16 protein-coding genes, 1 tRNA gene and 1 other annotated feature are annotated in these 21,046 nt (G+C 30.4%); of the genes, 15 read left to right on the top strand and 2 right to left on the bottom strand.

All coding sequences use genetic code 11. From position 1 onward, the window contains the following. The first annotated feature begins 306 nt into the window (after positions 1-306). The 5 genes from FYJ33_RS15095 (at position 307) to FYJ33_RS15075 (ending at position 7,615) form a co-directional block, all read left to right on the top strand. Positions 307-1,539, top strand: coding sequence for a sugar ABC transporter substrate-binding protein (locus FYJ33_RS15095; RefSeq protein ID WP_154532666.1), 1,233 nt, complete (start codon positions 307-309; stop codon positions 1,537-1,539). 173 nt (positions 1,540-1,712) lie between these two features. After that, on the top strand, positions 1,713-2,669 hold the full coding sequence (locus FYJ33_RS15090) for a carbohydrate ABC transporter permease (protein ID WP_154532664.1): 957 nt from the start codon (positions 1,713-1,715) through the stop codon (positions 2,667-2,669). Continuing rightward, the gene (locus FYJ33_RS15085) at positions 2,669-3,553 is read left to right on the top strand and encodes a sugar ABC transporter permease (RefSeq protein ID WP_154532662.1); all 885 of its coding nucleotides are present in this window, start codon (positions 2,669-2,671) and stop codon (positions 3,551-3,553) included. The genes FYJ33_RS15090 and FYJ33_RS15085 overlap by 1 nt, the downstream gene beginning before the upstream one ends. A 99-nt stretch (positions 3,554-3,652) precedes the next feature. Next, a complete protein-coding gene (locus FYJ33_RS15080; RefSeq protein ID WP_154532660.1) occupies positions 3,653-5,380 on the top strand; it encodes an alpha amylase N-terminal ig-like domain-containing protein in 1,728 nt (575 codons plus the stop codon). A gap of 24 nt (positions 5,381-5,404) precedes the next feature. Continuing rightward, positions 5,405-7,615 carry an alpha-amylase family glycosyl hydrolase gene (locus FYJ33_RS15075; RefSeq protein WP_154532658.1) on the top strand — a complete coding sequence of 737 codons (2,211 nt, stop codon included), beginning with the start codon at positions 5,405-5,407 and terminating at the stop codon, positions 7,613-7,615. 423 nt (positions 7,616-8,038) lie between these two features. Here the strand turns inward: FYJ33_RS15075 and trpS are convergent, their stop codons facing one another. After that, positions 8,039-9,070, bottom strand: a complete 1,032-nt coding sequence (gene trpS / locus FYJ33_RS15070) for a tryptophan--tRNA ligase (RefSeq protein ID WP_154532656.1) — start codon at positions 9,068-9,070, stop codon at positions 8,039-8,041. Positions 9,071-9,379: 309 nt separating this feature from the next. After that, positions 9,380-9,639: a binding site (T-box leader), on the bottom strand. Between the two features lie 185 nt (positions 9,640-9,824). Here trpS and FYJ33_RS15065 point away from each other — a divergent pair. The 3 genes from FYJ33_RS15065 (at position 9,825) to FYJ33_RS15055 (ending at position 12,441) form a co-directional block, all read left to right on the top strand. Further along, positions 9,825-10,148: an RNA polymerase sigma factor gene (locus FYJ33_RS15065; RefSeq protein ID WP_154532654.1), complete on the top strand. Its 324-nt coding sequence runs from the start codon at positions 9,825-9,827 to the stop codon at positions 10,146-10,148. A 68-nt stretch (positions 10,149-10,216) separates the two neighbouring features. Further along, positions 10,217-11,356, top strand: coding sequence for a Card1-like endonuclease domain-containing protein (locus FYJ33_RS15060; RefSeq protein ID WP_154532652.1), 1,140 nt, complete (start codon positions 10,217-10,219; stop codon positions 11,354-11,356). Between the two features lie 23 nt (positions 11,357-11,379). Then, the gene (locus FYJ33_RS15055) at positions 11,380-12,441 is read left to right on the top strand and encodes a LacI family DNA-binding transcriptional regulator (protein ID WP_154532650.1); all 1,062 of its coding nucleotides are present in this window, start codon (positions 11,380-11,382) and stop codon (positions 12,439-12,441) included. Between the two features lie 152 nt (positions 12,442-12,593). Here FYJ33_RS15055 and FYJ33_RS15050 read toward each other — a convergent pair whose 3' ends face one another. Next, a complete protein-coding gene (locus FYJ33_RS15050) occupies positions 12,594-13,487 on the bottom strand; it encodes a phosphatidylserine decarboxylase (RefSeq protein ID WP_154532648.1) in 894 nt (297 codons plus the stop codon). Between the two features lie 435 nt (positions 13,488-13,922). Between FYJ33_RS15050 and FYJ33_RS15045 the strand changes: the two genes are divergently transcribed. From FYJ33_RS15045 to tnpA, 7 genes are all read left to right on the top strand, one after another. Further along, the gene (locus tag FYJ33_RS15045; protein ID WP_154532646.1) at positions 13,923-14,489 is read left to right on the top strand and encodes a TetR/AcrR family transcriptional regulator; all 567 of its coding nucleotides are present in this window, start codon (positions 13,923-13,925) and stop codon (positions 14,487-14,489) included. Positions 14,490-14,609: 120 nt separating this feature from the next. Further along, on the top strand, positions 14,610-15,440 hold the full coding sequence (locus FYJ33_RS15040) for a pyridoxamine kinase (protein WP_154532644.1): 831 nt from the start codon (positions 14,610-14,612) through the stop codon (positions 15,438-15,440). A gap of 11 nt (positions 15,441-15,451) precedes the next feature. Continuing rightward, on the top strand, positions 15,452-16,381 hold the full coding sequence (locus tag FYJ33_RS15035; protein ID WP_407928916.1) for a DMT family transporter: 930 nt from the start codon (positions 15,452-15,454) through the stop codon (positions 16,379-16,381). 139 nt (positions 16,382-16,520) lie between these two features. Further along, positions 16,521-16,595, top strand: a tRNA-Arg gene (locus FYJ33_RS15030). A gap of 126 nt (positions 16,596-16,721) precedes the next feature. Beyond that, complete coding sequence (locus FYJ33_RS15025) at positions 16,722-18,548, top strand: RNA-dependent RNA polymerase family protein (RefSeq protein ID WP_154532642.1); 1,827 nt, start codon at positions 16,722-16,724, stop codon at positions 18,546-18,548. Positions 18,549-18,692: 144 nt separating this feature from the next. Further along, the gene (locus tag FYJ33_RS15020; protein ID WP_154532640.1) at positions 18,693-20,663 is read left to right on the top strand and encodes an RNA-directed DNA polymerase; all 1,971 of its coding nucleotides are present in this window, start codon (positions 18,693-18,695) and stop codon (positions 20,661-20,663) included. A 228-nt stretch (positions 20,664-20,891) separates the two neighbouring features. Further along, positions 20,892-21,046 (top strand): IS66 family insertion sequence element accessory protein TnpA (tnpA, locus tag FYJ33_RS16530; protein ID WP_407928917.1); only part of this gene is annotated, 155 nt, incomplete at its 3' end.

Raw genomic sequence — 21,046 nt, 5'->3', positions numbered from 1 at the left:
ATTCTATCATCCTCATGGGGATAGTATACCCTTTTTTGAGTCACTTTATTAATAAAAAACCTAACTTTTCCAAAATATTTCTCTATATCAATATTAAATTTTTAAAGATCAATTATGCTCATGTCTAAATTATAACAAAAAAAAATGGGAAAAAGTTATTAAAATAAACAATTTACATGAAAAGGAAACAAAAAATATAATTTTAAAATAAATTGATTGTTTTAAACGATATATAATATAAATATAAGATTTGCAATCGTTTACCGGGAAACGAAATTGAATTTTTCATATTTTGGAGGGATTTTGATGAATAAAAAGATTAAATTATTATCTGCTTTAGTAGCAGGGGTTGTTGGTTTTGGAATGCTTGCTGGTTGTGGCAGCAGTAATGGTGGATCAAATTCAGGCAAAAAAAGTGATAAAGAATTAATTGTATGGTCACATTTAATGGATAACGAAGTTAAAGAAGTTAATAAGGTGGCTCAGGAGTGGGCAAAGAAAAACAATAGAAAAGTTAAAGTCGTTAAAGATGAAAGTGATATGAAGGCTTTCTTACAGGCTGCAAATTCAGCTAAAGGTCCAGATATAATGTTTGGTATACCTCATGATAACTTAGGATCTTTCCAAAAGGCCAAGCTATTAGCAGAAGTACCAAGTGGCATAGTTAATAAAGATGATTATGCAAATCCTGCAGTCTGCAATGCAGTTTCATATGATGGAAAAAATTATGCTATTCCACTAGCAATGGAGACTTATGCTTTATTCTACAATACAGATAAAGTTAAGGAAGTTCCTCAGACTATGGATGACCTTCTAAAACAAGCACAAGCAATTGGTGGAACAGCATTCCAGTATAATGCATCAGACTTCTATTTTAATGCAGCATTCGTTCAGTCATATGGTGGATATATTTTTGGAATGAAAGATGGAAAATATGATATTAATGATGTTGGATTAAATAATGAAGGTGCTTTAAAAGCATATCAATTCATACAGGATTTAGCTGTTAAATATAAATTTATAAAAGCAGATATTAATGGTAACATAGCAAAAGATAACTTCCAAAATGGAAAATCAGCATTCTATATTAGCGGACCTTGGGATGTTGATGGATTTAAGAAAGCAGGTACTAAATTTGCTTTAGCACCAATTCCAAAGATTAATGGTGAAGGTGTTAAGTCATTAATGGGTGTTCAGACTGCATTTGTAAGTGGTAAATCTAAAGACCAAGACGGTGCTTGGGATTTAATGAAGTATCTTGTTGACAATACAGCAGACAAGCTATATGAAGTTGGAAATAGAATACCAGTTAAAAAAGCTGACCTAGATAAGGATGCAGTTAAGAAAAATGATGTAACTTCAGCATTTGTTGAACAGTTAAAGACAGCATTACCAATGCCTAACATTTCAGAAGTTAATGGCGTTTGGGATGCAGGAAAGAAAATTCAGACAGCTTTAACTGGAAAAGATGTTAAGAAGATTGCAGAAGATATTCAGAAGTCATTCGTTGATTCAATAAAGGTTGCAACTAAAAAGTAATAAGTAAAAGTTCTCAGCCCCGTAAGGGGCTGAGGATTTAATATTGATTACAGTACCAAAAGTATTTATCTATAGGAATATAAGCGTTTAATAGATAAACTTGGTATTAGTATATAGAGGGGGGTACTTTTGGTACCTTAATCAAAAAATATATTAGTAGAAGGTGAATTAGAATGGCTAAAAAAGTTAGTACATTTGGTAAGAATAATAAAAGAGCATATGCATATCTAGCACCGGCTCTTACCAGTATAATTATTTTGAGTATATTACCAATGATATATTCTGTTTTTCTAGCATTTACAGATTATGGACTATCAAATTTAAGTAATGGATACGGAACACCTGATGGCTGGCATATGGTTGGATTTTATCAATTTAAACAGATACTTGTAGGTCCATTAAAGGGAGAATTTTTTCCACTACTTACATGGACAATTATTTATGCTTTAATATCAACATTAGGATGCTTTTTTATAGGACTTATTTTTGCAATGATTCTTAGTGATGAAAATTTAAAAGAAGGATTTATCTATAAGGCATTACTTGTTATTCCTTGGGCTCTTCCTGGAGCAATTATAATAATAGCATTTAAAGGATTGTTTAATAGTGAATATGGTGCAATTAATGGTGTACTTCAAAGTCTTCATATAATAAAAGAGCCAATAATGTGGCTAGTAAGTCCACATGCGGCAAGATTGGCTGTAATATTTCTAAATTTATGGCTTGGATATCCTTATATGATGAACATATGTATAGGTGCATTAGCAGCAATTCCTTCATCATATTATGAAGCAGCTGATATAGATGGAGCTACTGGAATCCAGAAGTTCTTCAAAATCACTTTACCTTCATTAGCAAGAACTGCTTATCCATTGTTAATATCAAGTTTTGCATTTAACTTTAATAATTTTAATACAGCATTTTTACTGACAGATGGAGGACCAGCAAAAGAAGGAGCGTCATTCTCAGGATGGACTGATATTATAGGATCTGCAGCATATAATATGTCTACTAAAAATGGACAATTTGCTCTTGGTTCTGCAATGTCTATCTTGATTTTCATAATAATAGGTACAATTTCATTTGTAAATATGAAAGCATCTGGACAGTTTGAGGAGGTTGAAGGTTAATGAGTGAAGCAGTAACAATAAAGACACCAGCAAAACTTGTTTATAAAAGAAGAATAAGTAAGTCAAAAAGAATAAGATTATGGATTAAAAGAATCTTTTTATGGTTTGCTATATTAATTATATTATTTCCTGTATTTTCAATAATAGCATCTTCGCTATCAAGTGGTACAAGCTTTATGCAGAAACGTCTTATACCAGATAATATAACTTTTGAGAACTATAAAGTTGCTTTAACTCAAGAGAATGGATTCCTTACTTGGATGAAAAATACTATATTTGTTGCAACATTTGTTTCATTAGTTCAACTTGCAATGACTCTTCCTGCAGCCTACGCTTTTTCTAGACTTAAGTTTACTGGCAAAAGAAATGGGTTAATGGCTTTGTTAATACTTCAAATGTTTCCAAACTCAATGATGGTACCAGCAATACTTTCAGTAGCATATAAATTACCATTCGGAATGGATAATCTTATATTCCTTTCAGTGGTACTGTGTGGTGGAAGTGCCTACAATATATGGTTGATGAAAGGCTATATAGATGGTCTTCCTAAAGACCTTGATGAAGCAGCAATGGTAGATGGAGCAACAAATTGGCAGATATTCACAAAAATTATTTTACCTCTAACAAAATCTATGGCTGTAGTTGTATTCTTCTTCTCATTCATTGGAATATTTGGAGAATTCATTTTCTCAGCAGCATTGATTAAGGATTCAGAACTTAGAACTCTTGTAGTTGGACTTAAGAGTTTGATGACAGATAATATGACAGTATGGCCACAATATGCAGCAGATTCAGTTCTAGCATCAATACCACTAGCTATATTATTTGTATCAATACAGAAATTTATGTCAAAGGGACTTGTAGCAGGTGCCGTAAAGGAATAGTGTTTTTATGAACTCCCTTTTTAGGGAGTTCATAAAAAATTTATAGTAAAAATACATGTGCGTTGACTTAGGATTCAACATTAATTGGGAGGAAAAAAATTGAATAAACATGCTATTTACCATATAACAGATGTTCCTTATGCGTATGCAAAGGATACAAATACTTTATGTGTAAGAATAAAGACAGCTAAAAATGATATTAATAGGTGTATTCTTCACTATAAGGACAGATATGACTGGGTTAATCCGTTTAAAGCAAAGGATATGAAAGTTGTACTTAGTACAAAGTTATTTGATTTTTATGAAACAGAAATATCAGTATATAGAGATAGATATAGATATTATTTTGAACTAATTGACAAAGATGGAAACAGGGCATTTCTCGATGATAGGGGCTTAAGAGATTATGAAGTAGATAAAAAGGAAATAACATCATTTCAATATGCTTATATTGCACCAGATGATGTTTATAAAGAAAGTTCATGGCTTCAGGAATCAGTTGTTTATCAGATATTTGTAGATAGATTTTACAATGGAGATAAAAGTAATGATCCAGAAGGAACTTTAGAATGGGGAAGTAATGTTACGCCAACATCAATGTTTGGCGGAGATTTAAAAGGAATAATACAAAAACTTGATTATATAAAAGAATTAGGGGTAAATTTGATTTACCTGACACCAATATTCAAATCTTCATCAAATCATAAATATAATACAGCAGATTATTACGATATAGATTCACAGTTTGGAACAATTGATGATGCAAAAGAATTAGTATCACAGTGCCACAAACGAAATATGAGAATTGTATTTGATGCAGTATTCAATCATTCAGGAAGCGATTTCTTCGCTTTTCAAGATCTCCTTAAAAACCAGCAGAATTCAAAATATAAAGATTGGTATTTAACAGATGGCTATCCAGTAGATACAGAAAAGATTAACTACTATACATTTGCAGTAGGTATTTCTGATATGCCTAAGTTTAATACAGAGAATAAAGAAGTAAATGATTATCTTCTTAAGGTAGCCGGATACTGGATTAATGAAGTCGGTATAGACGGATGGAGACTTGATGTTTGTGATGAAGTGAGCCATAGATTCTGGCAGTTATTTAGAAAGGAAATTAAATCTAAAAACAGCAATGCAGTTGCAATTGGAGAGATTATGCATGAAGCAAGTTCATTCTTAAAGGGTGATCAGCTTGACAGCATAATGAATTATCCATTTAAAAATGCAGTGATAGACTTTTTTGCCAAGAGGATTATCGATGCTGACAGATTTAATGATATTTTAAATAACAGCAGAACATCATATATGGACAGTATATGCAGGCAGATGTGGAATCTTATAGGAAGTCATGATACTTCAAGATTTCTAACCGAGTGTAATGACAAGGTTGAAAGAATGAAGTTAGCAATAGCATTTCAATTTTCGTATATAGGAGTTCCATATATATATTATGGCGATGAAGTAGGTATTAATGGTGGTGAAGAACCATTATCAAGGGGGTGTATGATATGGGATAAGGATAAGCAAAATCATGAGCTTTTAAATCTATACAAGACTATGATAAATATAAGAAAACAAAATAAAGAGCTTGTATATGGAAGTTATAATTCTTTGTATGCTAAAGATAATGTACTTGTTTTTGAACGTGCATATAATGGCAGCAAGGTGATTATAGCAATTAATAATAATTATGAGGAAACAGATGTAAGTGTACCAGCAAAAGGTAAATATAAAAACCTTATTAATAATAAAATCACTAAAATAGATGGGGATATAAAGCTAAGTTCAATGGATTTTCTAATATTAAAAGTTTGTTAATTTTAATTTAGGGAGGATTTTATCATGAACTCTAAAAGTAAAGTTAGTTTTAAGAAAAGAACCATTTCATTATGTTTGTTAGCTTCTTTAATTGGATTTACTCCAATTAAGACAAATAGCATTCCAATACTCCAGCATGTTACAGCAGTTAAGGGGGTACAAGCAAGTGAGCGGAATATTAGTAAAGTTGATTATTCAAAGGATGTAATTTATCAGATAATAACTGATAGATTCTATGATGGAGATAAATCTAATAATCCATCAGGAAATCTTTATGATGCTAATAAAAATGATTGGAAAAAGTATTGGGGCGGCGATTGGAAAGGTATTGCCGATAAAATTAATAGTGGATACTTTAGTAAGTTAGGCGTAACAGCATTATGGATTTCTCAACCTGTTGAAAATATCGATGCATATATTCAACAAGATGGTGAGGGAGCTCCATATCATGGTTACTGGGCTAAAGATTATAAAAAGACTAATCCTTACTTCGGTAGTTTAAATGATTTTAAAGATTTAGTACAAGCAGCACATAGTCATAATTTAAAAATAATAATAGATTTTGCTCCAAACCATACTTCTCCAGCAAGAGTAGAAAATACAGGCTTTGGGGAAAATGGTGCCTTATATGATAATGGAAAATTACTTGCCAAGTATAATAATGATCCAGATAATATATTCCATCATAATGGTAGTATTATACAAGATGATAAGAAGAATATAAATGAATACAAATCTTTAGAATGTTGTACTTATAAAAATTTATTCGATTTATGCGATTTAAATCAACAGAATAAAACTGTAGATAAGTATCTTAAAGATGCAATTAATCTATGGATTGATCAAGGTATAGATGGTATAAGACTTGATGCAGTTAAGCATATGGCATTTGGATGGCAGAAGAGTTTTATGAGTTCAATAAATGCACATAAACCAGTATTTACATTTGGAGAATGGTCACTAGATAACGGAAATTATGATGCAGGCAATACTAATTTTGCTAATAATTCAGGCATGAGTCTTCTTGACTTTAGATTTGCAAGAACTGTAGATAACGTATTCAGATATAACTCAGCTAATATGTATGATTTTAATAACATGATTGCAAGTACTGCAAAAGACTATGAAGATGTAAATAGTCTAGTAACATTTATAGATTGCCATGATTTTAATAGAATCTCTACAGGTTCAAATAATAATAGAACAAACCAGGCTTTAGTAGCACTTCTTACTTCAAGAGGAATTCCTGCAGTTTATTATGGAACAGAGCATTATATGACAGGGGATAACGACCCTTATTGCAGAGGAATGATGAGTAACTTTAGTACAAATACTACTGCATTCAATATAATCTCTAAGTTATCTGCTTTAAGAAAGAATAATACAGCTATTGGTTCAGGTACAACAAAAGAAAGATGGATTAATGATGATGTATATATTTATGAAAGACAGTGTGGAAATAATGTAGCATTAGTTGCCATAAATAAAGGTAATACAGACGTAAACGTTTCCGGGCTTTTAACTGCTATGCCTAATGGAAATTATTCAGATGTATTACAGAATATTATGTCAGGAAACAGTATAACAGTTAGAAATGGAAGCGTTAATAACTTTACATTAAGAGCTGGAGCTTCTGCTGTGTGGAGTTATACAACAAATTCTAATTCACCAACTATAGGAAATGTCCAGCAGCAAATGGCTAAACCAGGTCAGGAAGTTACTATAAGTGGTGATGGATTTGGAACATCTAAAGGAACTGTTTACTTTGGAAATACTGCAGCAACAGTAACTTCATGGAGTGATGATGCTATTACTGTAAAAGTACCTTCTATATCAGCTGGAAAGGTAAATGTAAAAGTAAAAACTGCTTCAGGTGCAGTAAGTAATGTATACAAAAATTATGATGTTATCTCAGGCGATTTAGTTAGTGTACGATTTGTTGTAAATAATGCATCAACTTATTATGGACAAAACGTATATTTAGTTGGTGATGTACCTGAATTAGGTTCTTGGAACACAGATAAGGCCATAGGACCATTCTTTAACCAGATAGAAGGTCATTATCCAAATTGGTATTATGATGTTGCTGTACCTGCAGGAACAAAAATAGAATTTAAGTTTATTAAAGTTGGTACAGGTAGTTATGGTAAAAAGACTATAGATTGGCAGAGTGGAGACAATAGGACTTATATAGTCCCATATAATACAACTGGTCAGGTAACTGTAAATTGGTAATCAATGCTCATGATCTTTAAAGTAGGTTTTCTCATTAAAGATCATGATTATAACATTGATGGCCATATAACAATGTAAAAAGGGAAAACAGTATGTAGTCCCCCTCAGATTCTACATACTGTTTTTCTATATATAAAAAATATTAAGTTAGTGAACAACTAATAGAGAATAGTGAATAGAACTGGTTAAAATTCATATCACTACGCTTAAGCAGGCATTCCAAATCTCTGATTTGGTATGTTCGCTTACGTCTTGACCAAGCAGGCATTCCAAATCTCTGATTTGGTATGTTCGCTTACGTCTTGACCAAGCAGGCATTCCAAATCTCTGATTTGGTATGTTCGCTTATGTCTTGACCATGAATTTAATAGAATGGAAGATACTCATATTTAGAACTGAGCTTTAGCGAAGTTCTTTCCTTAACTATTCGTTATTCTCTATATTATCGAAGTAATTAATGCCTATCTTATCACGTACTTCTTTTAAAGTCTTTGCTGCAACGGCTCTTGCCTGCTCACTGCCTTTTCTTAGCATTTCGTAAACAGCTGGTATATCCTTTTCAAATTCAGCTCTTCTTGCTCTAATTGGTGCAAGTTTTGCTTCTAGTACTTCATTAAGATATCTTTTTACTTTTACGTCTCCAAGTCCGCCTCTCTGATAATGTTGTTTCATTTCTTCGATAGCTTCCTTGTCAGTGCCAAATGCATCAAGGTAAGTAAATACTGTATTGCCTTCTATCTTACCTGGATCCTGTACTCTGATGTGGTCAGGATCTGTGTACATTGACATAACCTTTTTCTTTACTGTGTCAGCATCATCTGAAAGATAGATGCAATTACCAAGAGACTTACTCATTTTAGCTTTTCCATCTAGTCCTGGAAGTCTTCCGCAAGTTGATGGTGGAAGTACAGCTTCTGGTTCAACAAGAACGTCACCATAGATTGAGTTAAAGCTTCTAACGATTTCTCTAGTCTGTTCAATCATTGGCAGCTGATCTTCTCCTACTGGAATTACACTTGCCTTGAATGCTGTTATATCAGCAGCCTGGCTTACTGGATAAATGAAGAATCCTGCTGGAACACCTTCGCCAAAAGCCTTTTGCTTAATCTCCTGCTTTACAGTAGGATTTCTTCCAACTCTTGCAACTGATACAAGGTTAAGATAATGCATAGTAAGTTCATTAAGTTCAGGAATCTGAGACTGAACAAAGATAGTAGATTTTGCAGGATCAAGTCCTACAGCAAGATAATCAAGAGCAACTTCGATTAAGCTGTTCTTTATCTTTTCCGGGTTTCTTGCGTTATCTGTTAATGCCTGCTGGTCAGCAATCATTATAAAGTTTTCGTATAATCCTGAATCCTGCATTGCAACTCTGTTCTTTAATGAACCTGCATAATGTCCTATGTGTAATTTTCCTGTTGGTCTATCGCCAGTTAATAATATTTTTTTACTCATAATAAAAACCTCCGTTTTAAAGTATTTATTTTATTTAATGTTTTTACTATATAGAATTTAGTATTGCAGATTAAGTTGTTTGTCAAATTTAGAATTTATAGTTTAGAATGTAGAATTTCGGATTGAACTCTGCCTTCGGCGGAGTTCCAAAAAGAGAGCATATCTGTCTTTAAAACTCTCTTAATTAAATTATTAAGAGGTTTGGAGGCAGAGCCTCCATTTTGTTTAGAAATCAGCTTTCTGATTTCATCCTTCAATTTTAAATTTTAAAATCTAAATTCTAAATTAAATAAAAAAACTCCGCCCTAAAAATAGGACGGAGATATATCCGTGGTACCACCTAAATTGCATCTGCTTAGAATTATCTGCAGATACCGCTTTCAATACTAAAACACAATAATGTTTTGTCTGCTATAAGGTGCAGAACTCCATGTCAGATACTTTCTAAAAAGATTTCCCTTTATTCCTCAGAGGTCCATTCATAAAACACTTTCATATCAGGATTACACCATCCCTGACTCTCTTAATGAAAGATAAGTTAAACTACTATTCCTCATCATTGGATTTAAACTTATAGTTAATATTATAGTAAGTCTTATGCATAATAAAGTCAATGAAAAATAAAAAGATAAAAATTATTAAAAAAATTTTCAAAACCTTGTAACGAAATGGAGTTTTTGAGAACATATAGAGTGTAACAGTTAAAAAGTTAAAACATGTTTTAATATAAACACCATAAAAGATGAGGTGAAAAATGAACAAAAAAGATATTAATCAGATTTATAAGGAGAATGTAACAATTGTATACAAGTTTATTTACTGTTTAACGCATGATGCTGATATCGCTGAGGAGTTAACTCAAGAGACGTTTTTTCAGGCTATTAAGGGGATTGATAGATTTGAGGGAAGATGTAAAATATCTGTCTGGCTCTGCGAGATAGCAAAGAAATTATGGTATAAAGAACTTGCAAAAAAGAATAAGCATACAAACGAGGAACTGAATGAAAATATAGTATCTGCTGTTATATTTGCGATTTTAGGCAGTATACTTAAAGTAGATAAAAAGTTGAATAGATAAGGACTGCATAATTTGTTGTTAGCCAACAGAAAATAAAATTAGAATACGCATATAAAAGGAGAATTTTTATGCATTGTGATATTTTGATAAATTTTGTTGGCAACAACAATGAAGAAAGTGTTCTATGTACTGAATATATGAAACCAAAAGAAGCTGTATTTATATATAAAGATAATGATAAAATTGAAAATTTAAAAAAATATTTTATGCACACATATCCCAATATTATTTTTACAGGAATAAAAATGGATAATAATAGAAAAATAAATGAAATTATAGGAAAATACATGGGTAAAAATGTTATAATAGATATTAGCGCAGCAGATAAATCCGTAAGTCTTGAAGTTTTATATGAAGCGTTTAAAAGACGCATTGAAGTCGTATTTATGGACATAAATAAAAAGGAACTGACCAAGTTTGGAGAGAGTCAGATTGAAAAGATAAAAGTAAACTTGGCAGACATAGACATAAATGAAATAATGAAAACACTTGGAGCCAAGATATTGCTAGAATCTACTGAAATAGGTGAGGAAGAGATAGTAAGCAGGCTGACAATGCTTATTGCAGGAAACATGAAACAATGGAATGAGATAAGACCTGTAATTACAGACAATACAACTCTAATTCACTATGAAGATGATCCTTATAAAATTGGTATCAAGATGGAAAAACTAAATAAAAATCAGAAAAGGATTGTTCTTGATACAATTGATCTTCTTCAGAAATATAAGCAGATTAATTGCATGAGAAACAGTGATGACATAGAAATAAAATTCTTAAATAATTTTATAAAAGGATTTATTTTTAAAACAGGCAGCTGGTTTGAAGTATTTACTAAAATGGTAGTGGAAGAAATTGACTTCATAGATGATGTGAAGAGCGGAATGATGTTTTTATGGGACAAAAATCAGAGGAAAATAAAGAATGAGATAGATGTAGTTGCAATAAAGGATGGGGTATTGATTTGTATTTCCTGTAAGGACAGTTCTAAATATGATGAAAATGCTCTTAACGAATTAAATGTTTATGCTGAAAAGATTGGTGGAGAAAATGCTATAAAAATACTTACAGCAACTAAGATGCCAAGCAAAATATCTGTTATTGACAGAGCTGCAGAAATGGGAATAGACATTATAGTATATAACGGAAATAAGAATGATTTTAAGGAAGCTATAAGGGACTGTATATTAAAGAAAACTGTGAGATAGATTGGGATAAGGGTGATGAATTTATGGGAAAAAAAGTAAATATAAAAGATGTAGCAAGAGAAGCGGGTGTATCTATTGCTACTGTTTCTTATGTCATAAATGATGTTAATAAGGTTAACTGTGAAACAAGGGAAAGAGTGAAGGAAGTAATCGACAGATTGGGATATCAACCTAATATAAATGCCAGAAGTCTCGTAAAGAAGGAAAGCAGGATAATTGGAATAATTGTTCCTGTTAATGAAAAAGATAAGGAAACAATTCTTCTTGATAATCCATTTTATCTTGAATTTTTAAGCTCAGCAGAAAATAAGGCAAGACTTCAGGGATACAGTACAATGATTCTTTCTATTGATGAACAGAAAGTTCTTGTAAGACATATAAACAGTGGCACCCTTGCAGGAATAATTGTTTTAGGAAGTGCGAACGATTTTGTATACAATACTTTAAGAGAAGTAGATATACCTGTAGTTGTTGTAGATCAAGCAAAAACAAGCAATAAATTCTGTTATGTAAGTACTGATGATGAAATGGGAGCATTTTTAGCAACAGAATATCTTATTAAGAATGGCCATAAGGAAACATGTTTTCTTATAGGAGGTTTTGAGGACACTCTTGTATATAAGGGGAGACTTGAAGGTTATAAGAGCGCACTTTTGAAATATGGAATAGAGTACAAGCCAGGAAGGGTAGTGAATATAGATATAAGCTATGAAGGCGGGATTCAGGCTGCTAACAAAGTGTTAAGTCTTGGAGATGATATTACAGGTATATTTGTAATGTCAGATATAGCTGCTATGGGACTTATCAGGGGATTTTATGATAGGAATATAAGTGTACCCAAAGATATGTCTGTAATTGGCTTTGACAACATAAGAGATTCAAAGTATTTCATCCCACAGCTTACAACAATTGATCAGCATATAGGAAGTAAAGCTGACGAGGCTGTTGAAGTGATAATAGGTATAAATAAAAAAGACAAACACATTATTGAGAATATTAAAGAGAATAATGTAATTACAATTCCAGTGAATCTTGTTGAAAGAGAATCAGTAGTAAAAAGTAATGTAAGTAAGATGATATGTTAGTAAATAACGAACAACTAATAGAGAATTATGAATGGAAACTGATACCTATGTCTTGACCATGAATTTAATAGAAAGGAGGTAAAGCCTCCAAATCTCTTAATGAATAAACTTCCCTAAGGGGAGTTTATTCTTTTTCTATTCGTTATTTGTTGTTACCTATTCACTGCCTTGCCAATTGTTTCGCCAAATTTAACATGTGTTTCACAGCCTTTTGCTGATTGTTCTAAGATATCTTCATCGATAACTACTGTATCTTTTTTGAAGAAAAAGATAGTAGTTGAACCTCCGAATTTAAAGTAGCCCTTTTCGTCACCTCTTTTTACAGATTCACCTGCATGATAAGTCTGGATTATAGAGCCTACGCATGTAGCACCTACTTCTACAGTAATTATGTCGCCAAAGTTTTCAGATTTAAATGTGCTCCATTCTCTTTTGTTCTGACAGAAGAGTTTAGGAGTATTTTTTAGCGCTATTGGGTTTACAGAATAATAGCTACCATTTATTTTGTGGCCTTCTGAGCAGATACCGTTATCTATAAAGTGATATCTGTGGTAATCAAGAGGACATAATCTTAAAATAAGACATGTTCCGCCTTCATATAAAGCAGCAGTTTTAGTATCACCTAAAAGTTCAGATAAAGAGTAAGTTAAGTCTTTTATCTGTACAAGGCTTTCTGTATCTATGTTAGTAAGGACTGTAAGTCTGCCATCGCCAGGAGATATAAGATCATCCTTGTTAAGTGAAAATGGGCGTGCATGTTTTTTTAGTTTTCTTGCGAAGAAGTCATTGAAGTTTTCAAATTCAGAAGGCTTCTTAATAACTTCTGTCATATCAATATCAAATTCATCTATAAATGGCTGTATTTTTTTACAGCTTGCTTTTGAATCACAGAACTTGCCATAAAGCTTTGTGAATAATTTTCTTTTAATAAAGATTTCTGTAGCCTTTTTGCCTAGGATCGATCCGTAGCACCACTCAAGATATTTTTTGCCTGCTACATTTTCTGTTTCATACATTTTTGTGGATCTATTGTAAACTTTTATCATATAATAGCTCTCCTTATTACAAATATAAATTATTATTTATTAATTTTATATATATTATATAGTATCTAAATATATAAGGGTATACAACTTATTGTATGTTTTGGGGAAAAATATAAACAAATTTACATAAAAATATCAAATATGTATTGAGATTTTAGCATTAATGATTTACTATTAAATATAGGGATATTTTTATATTAAGACAATAAGTGGCAGGAAAATTTATTGTCTAGAACTTACGGCCCTTTGCTTGCCTAATCCTCCGGTATTTGTTAATTGGGATTACAGAAGGGTCTTTTATTTTGTAAAAAATAATGTTTATTATATAGATAAGGGATTATAAATAGTCTTTAAGTAGATAATAATACTGGTAGATTTGTATTATAAAAAGCTAGTTGAATGTAAGCTTTTAAATTAATTAGGTGGGTGGTTGCTATGAATAAGACAAAGAGAGCTATTTTTGAGGCAGCTGTTAGAGAATTTTCAGAGCGTGGCTATAATGGAGCGACTATGGATGAAATTGCTCTAAAAGCTAGAGTCGCAAAAGGAACGCTTTATTATCACTTTAAAAGTAAGGAAGAAATATTTAGTTTTGTAGTTGTCGAAGGAATAAAATCTATGCAGGCAGCTATTTCAGAAATTAATGAAATGGACCTTGGAAGTTTCGAAAAGATAAGATTGATATGTAAGAATCAGCTTACACTATCTAATGATAATAGGGAATTTTTTAAGGTACTTATAAGTCAGATTTGGGGTAAGGAAAATAGACAGTCAGAAATAAGAATGCTGCTTAATACATACTTTAGAGAAATAGAGAAAGTCATGGAACAGGCTATGTCAGAAGGCGTTGTAAAAAAAGGCAATCCTAAATTGATGTCATTTCTTTTCTTTGGAAACCTTATTGCAACAGCTATTTATGAAATTGTAAATAACGGTGTTCAAAGTATTGATGATACTGTAAATGAAATAATAGAATTAAGCTTGAGAGGAATTTTGGCATAAATAAAGGCTGCAAGATATTAAAAGTGTCTTTGTAGCTATTTTTAGTTTGTAAGATTGATTGCATTCATAAATATAATCTCAAAAGATAATAGTTTTAATTTGATTTTTGGGGGTGCTTTTTTGAAGAAACCGATAAAAAACGTTGCTGCTATTCATGATCTTGTTGGAGTAGGAAAAGCAGCTCTTACTAACATAATACCAGTAATGTCAGTGCTAAATGTTGATGTATGTCCTATACCAACTGTAATTCTTTCAACACATATGGGCGGTTACGGTAAACCAGCCATAAGAAAGCTTAATGGATACATAGATGAGTGTAGGGAACATTATAAACAGAACAATGTGGAATTTGACAGCATTCTCGTTGGTTATCTTGGTGACAGGGAAAATGTAATAGAAACTAAAAATTTTATCAAAGAATTTAAGAGGCAGAATAACCTGGTTGTCGTTGATCCTATACTTGGCGATAACGGGAAGCTTTATTCAGGCTTTGACAAGGAATATATAAGCGAAATAAGATGTGTTTTAGGGGATGCAGATATTATTACTCCTAATATTACGGAGGCATGTCTGCTTACGGGATATGAGTATAGAGATGACCTTAAACATGATGATATTTTAAATATCTGTAGGAATCTTGCTGATTTTGGCTGCAGTAATGTGGTAATCACAAGTATTCCTGGTAGTGAGGACAGTATAGGAATTGCTGTGTACAACTGCGGTGAACTTAACATATTATATTTTGATAGAATTAAGGGTGCTTTTCACGGAACTGGTGATATATTTGATGCTGTACTTATTGGCAAGATACTTAATGGTTCTGATCTTTTAAGTGCTGTTAAATGTAGTGCTGATTTTATTAGGGAATGCATAAAGTACAGTTTAAAATATGATTATCCTGAGAGAGAAGGGGTAATGGTAGAATCAGTTCTTTACAAATTAAGGGGATAAGAGGAGTTAGGATGATGAAATTAAAAAATTTTAAGGGTGAAATAATATTAACTATAACTGCGCTTATATGGGGAACAGCTTTTGTTGCTCAGAGCATGGGAATGAAGTATACAAAGCCTTTTACCTTTAATGGAGTAAGAACAGTGGTAGGAGGAATTGCGCTTCTGCCTGTAATATTATTTATGTCAAAGTCAAAGGGAGAAAGTCCTAAAACAGAAATTAATGATAATAAGCTATGGATTAGAGCCGGCATAGAATGCGGACTTGCACTTTTGATTGCATCTTCACTGCAGCAGGTTGGCATGCAGTATACAACAGCTGGCAAGGCAGGATTCCTTACAGCACTTTATATAATTATAGTGCCTATTCTTGGATTGTTTTTAAAGAAGAAAGTCAGAATGACAGTGTGGCTGAGCGTTGTCATAGCTACAATAGGTACATATTTTCTTTCAGTAAAACAGGGATTTAACATAGGAATCGGCGACATCTACATAATTTTATGTGCATTTGGATTCTCAGTTCAGATAATGATTGTGGACAAGTATGCGTCACTTACTAATGCAGTAAAGCTTTCATGTACGCAGTTCTTTGTATGTGGAATATCATCAGTTATTATTGCACTTATTTTTGAAAAACCGCAGTTTTCTCAGATTATGCAGGCTGCAGCACCAATACTTTATGCCGGTGTTATGTCTAGTGGAGTTGCCTACACACTGCAGATTATAGGGCAGAGGTATACAGAACCAGCTGTAGCATCACTTATTATGAGCATGGAATCAGTTTATGCAGCACTTGGCGGCTGGCTGATATTAAATGAGCAGTTAACAGGAAAAGAGCTGTTTGGCTGTGCGTTAGTATTTACGGCAATAATAATAACGCAAATACCGAAGAAAGGTAGCAGTAGTAGATCATTTGAAAAAATAGAAACGCAGCAAGCATAGTACATAAAGAGCAATTAAAGTAGAACAATAGTATCTGAATAGGATATTTATATTAAAAGAGTATAGTAATTGGGTATTTTTAATTGCTCTTTGGAATGGTTGACAATATGTTGTAATAATATTAAAATGAATTTGTTGAGCTCTCATAGTTAAATGGATAGAATAACCCCCTCCTAAGGGGTAGATGTAGGTTCGATTCCTACTGGGAGTACCAATACTTTTTGAGAAAAGGCTTAGCTTCAATAGTTAAGCCTTTTTTTGTTGTGCAAATACCGACATTTAACCTACATTTATATAAAATTGTGATTATAATGTTATTCTAATAAAAGAAGAGGATTATATGAAATTTGAATTGCCAGAAAATTTAAGAGGAATAAAAATAACTAGTATTAGTAAGGTTATAAATAGACCTAAACTAATGAACACATTATCGTATTTAAAAAAAATTAGTTGGGATAAAAATAAAATAAGTACATATTATAAAAAAACTTTTAATGCTTATTCTTTAGATAATATATTAGACAAGTTAATGAACGAAAAGACAAAAATTAAACTTATTAAGGATAATATATTGAATTTATACAAAGAAGATATAGGTATTAATTGCTTGTGTATATATATAGTGGCTTTTTTTATGAATCAAAAGCAAGCAAGTAATTACAAAGAGTATGCTGAGTGTGCTTCTAAATATTTTAGTGAAGATACTATAAAGAATATATGGAGTATAGGTATCGCAGATGGCACATATTTAAATCTAATAGATAGTAATGGTAAGATACTTGATTATGATTTCTTTTATAAATGGGTATATATAGATGGATGCGATTCAGTATTTAAATATATAATACAGCAATATGAAGACGATGAGATGAATAAAAACAAGTATTTATTATTTCATAAAATAAAAACAGGGGATGTTGAGTTAAGTAATAAAAATATAAAAAGAGAGGTTAGGAAAAAGCCTAAAAAAGTAAATCAAAAATCTGTTCAAAATTCAAAAAAGATAAAACAAGAATATAGAGAAGTATATGTTGTAGCTAAGAAGAGTATAGCAGAGGTTTGCTTAAAGTATTTAAAAAAAAGATTAGATAAAGAATTTAACATTAGTTATCCTAATAGATTTCAAATTATGAACGAATGTATTTCAGTCACTGAAAATTTAAGATATATGAGTAACTTCGTAATATTTAAGTATGATTTTAAAGACTTTTTTAATAGTGTTTCTAGTCAAAGAATTTTTAATGATTATATAATAAATTCTAGTATGAAAAAAAATGAAATTGCTTTGTTAGAAAAATTGGTACATAATTTTGAAAAGTGTTACGCTGGATTAGCTACATCTAATTCATTAATTGAGATTAAAGCAAAAGATTTTGATATGAGATTGCAAATACATTTAAGAGATTATGGAATGATTTTTTATAAAAGGTACGTAGATGATGGATTAATTATATTTAATAAATTTGTAAGTGAAGATACAATAAAGTCAATATTATATAAAACTGTATCAGAGATATTTGGACAAGAAGTAAAGATTAATGAAAATAAATGTATATACATAAATCAAAGTAATTCTATAAATAGCTTTAATTATTTAGGATATGAGTTCATTATAAATAAAAATAATAAATATAAGATACAGTATGGTATTACAAGTGAAAAAAGAAAAAGGTTTGAAAATAAAATAACTGCAATAGTTAATAAATTTAAAAAGGACGAAAACATGGAATTATTTAGAACAAGATTACAGTTTATATTGTCAAGAGTAGTGTTTTTTAATTGTTCAAGATATAGAAAAGAAATAAAGTGGCAAGTTATTGGAGTTTCGGGTAATTATATGGAACTTAGACGATTCATAGATATTGAGGATAAGATAACTACTGATACCCTTACTTTCTTGAAGGATTCAGTTTATGACATTATAGAGCATGAACTAGGTACTAATAATATTCCATACTTTCTCAAGAAATCAAAAGAAAAGTATTCCTTATATTTTTATATGAAAAATAATAAATCAATAGTTTTTCATCCTAATATAGGCTGGAGTCAAGATTATTTATCTAAGAGGTTAAAAAAAATTAATCTTAATAAAGCCTATAACTTGAAAGGAAAATCTTATAGAGAAATTGTAAGTATTTTTTGTGATAAATTAAAACTAAAGGAGTAGATTTATCTACTCCTTTAGCTGTTTTGGAATCTAGTATGACCATAAGGTCAGTGGCTATTATCCGATACTGTGTGTAGTTAATAAACTACCTTAACAAATATTTGCAATATTATTATATCATATTTGGGGAAGTGATTATATTAAATGAAATACAAAAATATGAAAAGAAATGATTTAGACATAATAATAACTGACTTAATGCCAGTAGAAGTACCTAAAATATTTACAGTAAAATATTATTATGATTATTTGCATGATAATAAAAAAGTATTGCTTGATATAATAAAAGATATAAAGTTAACAAAAGATACAAATAATAAATTTATATTTAACAAAGGGTGGCATGCTTCTGCTTTAAAATTTAATATTATAAAACCCAATAATGACTTTAGAACGTTATCTATTATGAATCCGTTATCTATGATTGAAATATATATTTTTATTAGTATTTATAATAAGGAAGTAGTTAATTGTCTTAGTAAACCAGTGTTTTCAATAAGATATCATTGTAAAAATAATGATTTATACTATAAAAAGGCTAAGAATGGGGTAGTACAATATGAATGCTTAGATAATAGAAATTCATTAGAGGCATCTGGTACATTCTTTTCCATTAAGCCATTTAATAGAATCACAGAATTTTATTTATCTGATAAGTGGTTTGAATTAAATAACAAGTTTAGATATTATTGCAAGACAGATTACAAGGCGTGCTTTGATAGTATTTATACGCATGTGTTTAATTGGCTTATTACTGATGGAGTAGTAGATGCTAGAAAGTTTAGGAATAATCATTTATACAGTGTGATTGATAGATTATTACAGAATATTAATTCATCAATTACAAATGGTATTTTGGTTGGACCTGAATTTTCTAGAATGATAGCTGAGATACTTTTGCAAAATATAGATAGTCAGGTATATGAAGAATTAGTGAAATCTAATTATATTAAAGGTGTTGATTATGAGATATGTAGATATGTTGATGATATTTTTATTTTTACTAATTCTCAAGAACTTATTGATTATATAATGAGTTTATTTAAGAATATAAGTGCTAAATATCAACTTAGATTAAATGAATTAAAATATGATAAAGGTACATTGCCTCATATATGGAATGAATGGATAGATGATAGCAGAAAGTTTGTTGAACAATTTAATAAGAGAATATTCTATTCTTATAATGAAGTAACAGAAAATAGTGACTATATAATTAAGGCTAGGAATCTAGAAAAGATTAACATCATATCAAATATAAAGCAACAATTTATAAATATTATTACTACACATTATTCTGAAAGACAAAAAATAGTTTCGTATGTCATGAAGGCAATTTCAAATCAAGTAATAAGAACTGATAAAAAAGATTTATTTAATAAGAATGTTACAGATAAAGGTGTAAGTAGATTTTATGATTTGGTATTTAACTTTTATTCTTTTGCACCAACATTTAGTAATACAGATAAGCTTACAAGTATTGTATATATGATAGAAAAAGATATAGGAACCGTAAGAAATAAACGTGCTTTAGAAGAAATTATAAATAAGTATGATTATATTATTATAAATAATAATTTAGAAGATATAGTAGACTTTATTTTGTTAATTGCATCATATAAAATTGAGCTTAATAATAATATTGAAAAAAATATATGGGAAAAGCTTGAAAGAAAAAATAATCCATTATTATTTTCAGTGTTTTTGATTTATTCTACATATAATAGTCAATATTGTGATAAAGTATCTAACAAAATTGGAGAGAAGATATTACAAAATATTGATAAAATACAAAAAGATGCAAGTTTTCTTTTATATAAAGAAGTATGGTGGATATTTATTTTTTATGATTGTAAATATATAAATAGTAATATTAGATCTATATTAAAGAAAATAATTATTGATTTAGAAAATAAAATAAATAATGATGAATTAACTTCAAGTGATAAATGTAAAAAATTAGTGTTGAATTTCTTTTCACAGAGCGATTCTTATAAATTTATCAATTGGGATATGAATAAAGAAGAATTATTAGAATCAGCAGTTTTCAATACTTATGAAAGGACATTATTTAATAACAATAGAGGTAGTTATTATTATGATTCTGAATACTAAAAATCCTATAAAATACGGTTTGATTATTAATAGAAATCAAACCGTATTTTTTATTAAATAATATCAAAAACAGAATCCAAAAGTATAGCTGTTTTCTTCTGCATTGAGTAAACGGTAAAACATAGGTACCTCGAATAACTTTAGTTTTTTTGAGATAATTAGCGTAAGCTTTAAAAAACTAATAGTTTTTCAAAGTTGCTAAACTAGTTTTTTGGAGGTACTTATATTATGGATAAAAGTACTCATGAAATGCGTTTAATGAAATGGACAGCTATCATAAAGGAATGCCGAAGTAGCGGTAAAACCGTTACGGCTTGGTGTAGTGAAAATAATATTAGCAGCAAGTCATTTTATTATTGGCAACGCAAAGTAAGAAATACTGT

This window comes from Inconstantimicrobium porci (assembly GCF_009696465.1).
Classification (GTDB): domain Bacteria; phylum Bacillota; class Clostridia; order Clostridiales; family Clostridiaceae; genus Inconstantimicrobium; species Inconstantimicrobium porci.
The sequence above is the reverse complement of the archived record's forward strand: the minus strand, read 5'-3'. Positions and strand labels throughout refer to the sequence as shown.